At 36.6% G+C, this 1790-nt stretch carries 1 pseudogene; it reads left to right on the top strand.

Features of this window, described 5'->3' with window-relative positions:
- Positions 1 to 256: 256 nt before the first annotated feature.
- Positions 257 to 1790, top strand: a pseudogene (locus tag VIG73_RS09840) (ABC transporter permease); the annotation flags it as partial.

The following is a 1790-nucleotide window of genomic DNA, read 5'->3' as shown; positions in this document are numbered from 1 at the left end:
GGTGCGTATCTCACCAATGCAAGGGATGCGCAGTCAGTATTCAAATAAGAAAATGGTTGAACAACTTATTATGTGGTCAATGTTCGCCATGTTTTTTACCATACTAACTGTTTTTGTTTATTTGATGGTGCAGCTTATTTAGAGTGGGATGGCTTATCCATATATTTTTTATCGTTTTAAATAGTTTGCAAAGTATATTGATATCATTAACAAAAATGATTATAAAGGAATTAAAATATACGGAGGTTAACCACTTATGATTCGCTTTATTTGGCAAAATTGGTGGCGGAGAAAGGAACGTTTTTTCTTAATTCTAGTTGGTGTGCTCATCATTAGTGTTGGGCTCACTTATTTAGTCGGCTTATCAGAGATGAATAGAGGAACCATCGTTGATGAACTACAAAAACGTTGGAAATCATCTTATGATATCGTTGTTCGCCCTAAAGGAACTCGAAGCCTCACGGAAGAAACGGGACTCCTTGACCCGAATTATTTAAGTGGAATTAGTGGCGGCATTACGATGGAACAATATGAAACAATCAAAAACATACCGAACGTGGATGTTGCTGCACCTATCGCCCCCATAGGCAAATTAACATATATCTTTAATGTAGCCCCTTATGAATATAATGGAAATGGGATTTATCGACTACATGAACAACTTGTCATTGATGATAATATACAAAAAGAAGTTTCTTCTCATACATCATATGATGTCTATGGAGACTGGGATAATTTTGAAGAAATCCTTGCTAATAAACCTATCGATTATCCAATAGGCAGTGAAAGGATTGGGAAATATATTACTAACTATCAAATGTTTCTACTTGCTGCCATTGATCCAGAACAAGAAGCTAAACTTATTGGCTTAGATAAAGCGATAGTTGATGTTGGAAGTAGTCGCTATTTTGATAAAGATGATAAAGTATTTGTTGAAGATTTAGATGGTACTGATTTAATTGACATGCCTATTATTATGAGCAATCAGTCTCACAGTAATCATAAACTAATCGTAACATTTGAGAAGCTTGATATTCCCACTGAACCCGGAACAGCGAAAGAAACATTTGACGAAATTATGAAAAAAGGTGGTCAGGCATATTTAGACACCCTTCCTAGCACGTATAAGAAAACCTATTCTTATTCTCATGAAGAAATTATGAAAAGAATCGGTAATGGGATTTCCCGCATCGATATGGATACAGGAGAGACAGTTAGAAATAGTAGTCTGTATTTGGAAAATCCCAGTGGGAATATAGAGATAGAGCCAACACGCCCAAGTCCTTTACAATACACGGATGTTGATAGTCCTTTCCCCGAAAAATGGCCTTTTGCATTTCAATTAAAGACTTTTATGCATAGAGATGTAGGCTTGTCAAGAGAACGATTTCGCCAAATTAGATATTATGATTTCGCCTATGAAGACACCTGGCCAGTCACTCATCAACGATGGATTGGTTTCTATGATTCGTCCAAATTGAATATATCGAAAGACCCAACAAATGAATTACCGATGGAAACATACCGTCCTGCGAGTTCAAAACTAGTTCTCGATAAGGACTTAAAACCAATAAATCCACCGATTACATTAAAACCTACTAGTAGTGGGGGGCATGATGCTTTAGACATTATTACTGAACCCCCCACCTTTTTAACAACGTTAGAAGCAGCTGAAGCGATTATCGGTGATAAACCGATATCAGCGATCCGAATTAGAGTAAAGGATGTCACTGATTTATCAGAAGACAGTCAAGCAAAAATTGAAAAAGTCGCTGACGAAATTGAACGGA

Origin of the sequence: Cerasibacillus sp. (genome assembly GCF_036516575.1) — a bacterium.
Taxonomy (GTDB): Bacteria; Bacillota; Bacilli; order Bacillales; family Amphibacillaceae; genus Cerasibacillus.
The sequence above is the reverse complement of the archived record's forward strand: the minus strand, read 5'-3'. Positions and strand labels throughout refer to the sequence as shown.